Source organism: Jiangella anatolica (assembly GCF_003236295.1).
GTDB classification, from domain to species: Bacteria; Actinomycetota; Actinomycetes; order Jiangellales; family Jiangellaceae; genus Jiangella; species Jiangella anatolica.
This window is the reverse complement of record NZ_POTW01000176.1, coordinates 1-3498: the sequence shown is the minus strand read 5'-3', so window position 1 is coordinate 3498 and position 3498 is coordinate 1. Positions and strand designations below refer to the sequence as shown.

Below are 3498 nucleotides of genomic sequence, written 5' to 3'. Positions count from 1 at the left end.
GCCCGCGAGTACCTGCACGAGCACCGGGCCGCCACCGTCACGCTGGCCGACCTCGCCCGCGTCAGTGAGCTGAGCCCGTACCACCTGACCCGGCTCTTCACCGCGGACGTCGGCATGCCACCGCACGCGTACCAGCTGCAGTTGCGCATCGAGCACGCCAAGCGGCTGCTGCTGGCCGGACGCCCGGTCAGCGACGCCGGTCACGAGGCCGGGTTCTTCGACCTCAGCCACTTCACCCGGCACTTCAAACGGTTCGTCGGAGTGCCGCCGGGCGCGTACGCCCGCAAGAACGTACATCCGCCGCCGGCGGCCGCTCCGTAGCGTCGGCGCCATGACCCACGAGTCCACCCGAGTCTGGCTGATCACCGGCGCGTCGTCCGGGTTCGGCCGCGCCCTCACCGTGGCCGCCCTCGAGGCCGGCGAGCCCGTCGTCGCGGCCGTCCGCAAGCCCGGCGCACTGGACGACCTGGCCGAGCGGCATCCCGCCCGCCTCGCGACCGTCGAATTGGACGTCACCGACACCGGCCGCGTCCCCGCCGCCGTCGCCGCGGCCGAGGCCCGGTTCGGCCGGATCGACGTGCTGGTGAACAGCGCCGGCCGGGCGTTGATCGGCGCGGCCGAGGAGACCACCGAGCCGGAGCTGCGCGACCTGATGGACGTGCACTTCTTCGGCCCGGCCGCACTGACGCGGGCCGTCCTGCCGGGGATGCGCGCCCGGAGGTCGGGGGCGATCGTGCAGCTCAGCAGCATGGGCGGGCGGTTGTCGTTCGCCGCCGTGGCGGCCTACTCGGCGTCGAAGTTCGCGCTGGAGGGCTACTCGGAGGCGCTGGCGGCAGAGGTCGGGCCGTTCGGGATCCGGGTCCTGATCGTCGAGCCGGGCGCGTTCCGGACCGGCCTGCACGGCGCCGCGATGCGGATGACCACCCCGATCCCCGCCTACGACCCGGTCGTCGGCCCGGTCCGCGCGATGCAGGCCGGGTTCGACGGCGCCCAGCCCGGCGACCCGGCCAAGGCCGCCGCCGCCATCCGGGCCGCTCTCGACGCCCCCGAGCCGCCGCTGCGGTTGCCGCTCGGCAACGACGCCGCCGACGCGATCGCGGCCAGCCTGGCCCGGCAGCGCGCCGAGCTCCGCGCCTGGGAGAACGTCGCCCGCGGCACCGATCTGGACCCCGTCTGAGCGGTCACCTGCCGAGCAGTTCGGCCGCGGCTCCGACAGCCCGGGATACGGCTCGGTGAAGCGGCCGGTGAGGACGTGTCCGAGGCCCGGCAGCGCCCGACGGGGATCGGCATCTCGACCTCGGCTACCGCAACGAGTCCGCTGCCCTGGTCGTCGACCAGCCGCATCGGCGTCGGCGCGGGAGCGATTTCCAGCCGGCCGTCCCGCACCACGACGTCGTGCGACTGGCCGCCCGGCGCTGAGCCGCGGGCGGCGCACTGCGAAGATGTCCAGGTGCGCCGGCTGCTGTTGGACCTTACGCCGCTCAAGGTCAGCGTCCCGTACCGGCGGCTCTGGATCGGCATCTCCCTCTCCGGTGTCGGCACCCACCTGACGACGGTCGCGGTCGGGCTGCAGGTGTACGACCTCACCGGGTCGACGTTCCAGGTGGGGCTGGTCGGGCTGTTCGCGCTGGCGCCGCTGGTCGCGCTCGGCCTCTATGGCGGCGCGATCGTCGACGCGTACGACCGGCGGCGGGTGGTGATCCTGAGCTCGACCGGCCTGCTGCTGGTGGCGGCCGGGTTCGCCGTCCAGGCATGGCTGGAGCTCGGCCAGGTCGGGCTGCTCTACGCGCTGGTCGCCGGGCAGAACGGGTTCTTCGCGATCAACGCGCCCGCACGGACGGCGATCATCCCGCGGCTGCTGCCCGGCGAGCTGTTGCCGGCGGCGAACGCGCTGGGCAGCCTGTCGATGAGCCTCGGTCTGACGGTCGGTCCCCTGCTGGCCGGCGTGCTGATCGACACCGTCGGCTACGGGTGGACGTACAGCATCGAGGTGGTGCTGCTGGCGGTCGCGCTGACGACGTTGACGGCGCTGCCGCCGATGCCGCCGATGCGCGACGTGCGCCGGGCCGGGCTGCGGTCGGTGCTGGAGGGCCTGTCCTACCTGCGGACCCGGCCGAACGTGCGCATGACGTTCGTCGTGGACCTCTGCGCGATGGTGCTGGCGATGCCTCGCGTGCTGTTCCCCGCCGTCGCCGCGGCGGTGCTGGGCGGCGGCCCGACGACGGCGGGCATCCTCGTCGCCGGGATGGCGGCCGGGTCGTTCCTGGCCGGGCTGCTCTCCGGCCCGCTGGGACACATCCGGCGGCAGGGGCTGGCCGTCATCGTCGCGATCATCGCGTGGGGCGCGGCGGTCGTCGCGTTCGGGCTGGTGCTGGTGGCGGTGCCGGGACCGGCCGACGGCGGCGGCGCCCACTGGGCGCTCTGGCCGGCGGTGCTGTGCGTCGCGCTGGCCGGCGCCGCCGACACCGTCAGCGCCGTGTTCCGGATGACGATCCTGCAGGCCGCCACACCGGACGAGATGCGCGGCCGGCTGCAGGGCGTGTTCATCGTCGTCGTGGCGGGCGGGCCGCGCCTCGGCGACCTCGCCCTCGGCTCGCTGGCCGAGCTCAGCGGCGAGGCGTGGGCGGCGGTGCTCGGCGGGCTGGCCTGCATCGTCCTCGTCAGCACGCTGGCGGTGACGCAACGCCGGTTCGTCCGCTATGACGCCCGGCATCCGGAGCCCTAGTCTGTGCACCGTGACCGAACCGAGCGTGTCGACGCACCGCGGCTGGCAGATCGTTCACCTCACGTCCGACGAGCTCAGCGTCGACGTCGTGCCGGGGAAGGGCGGCGACGTGACGTCGGTGCGCTGGCGGCCGCTCGACGTCGAGGTGATGTGGCGGACCCGGTGGGGCTTGCGGCCGCTCGGCGAGCACGTCACCGCCGGCAGCAGCGAGGCGCTGCTCATGCACGCCTACCCGGGCGGCTGGCAGACGGTGTTCCCGAACGCCGGCACGCCGAGCCAGGAGCACGGCGTCGAGTGGGGCATGCACGGCGAGGCGTGGCTGGCCTCCTACGACTGGACGGCGACCGGCCCGAGCGCCGTGGAACTGCGCACCGACCTCGTCCGCAGCCCGTTCAACCTCGTCAAGCGCATCAGCGTCGACGGCCCGTCGGTCACGGTCGAGGAGACGGTGCGCAACGACGGCGCCGAGCCGGTCGAGGTGATGTGGAGCCAGCACCCCGCGTTCGGCGCGCCGCTGGTCGGCCCGCAGACGCGGATCGAGACCGCGGCGAAGACGATCTGGCTCGACGCGGCGACGCCGGCGGCCTGGCCCGGCGACGGGTTCGACCGGGTGCCGGCGCCGGGCTCCGGCGTCAGCCGGCTGGCGTTCCTGGACGGCTTCGCCGAGGGCCGGGCCGGCATCGTCAACGACGAGCTGGGACTGCGGGCCGACCTCACGTGGGACACCGCACTGATGCCGCACGCGTGGTACTGGATGGAAGCGGGTGGGCGGG

At 74.3% G+C, this 3498-nt stretch carries 4 protein-coding genes; all 4 read left to right on the top strand.

What is annotated here, in order from left to right; all coding sequences use genetic code 11:
• Positions 1-321: helix-turn-helix transcriptional regulator (locus C1I92_RS32735; RefSeq protein WP_146605382.1), on the top strand; the 321-nt coding region annotated here is incomplete at its 5' end.
• A gap of 10 nt (positions 322-331) precedes the next feature.
• A complete protein-coding gene (locus tag C1I92_RS32730; RefSeq protein ID WP_111258804.1) occupies positions 332-1177 on the top strand; it encodes an oxidoreductase in 846 nt (281 codons plus the stop codon).
• A gap of 273 nt (positions 1178-1450) precedes the next feature.
• Positions 1451-2725, top strand: coding sequence for an MFS transporter (locus C1I92_RS32725; protein ID WP_111258805.1), 1275 nt, complete (start codon positions 1451-1453; stop codon positions 2723-2725).
• 10 nt (positions 2726-2735) lie between these two features.
• A partial coding sequence (locus C1I92_RS32720) for a DUF4432 family protein (RefSeq protein ID WP_111258803.1) occupies positions 2736-3498 on the top strand: 763 nt, incomplete at its 3' end.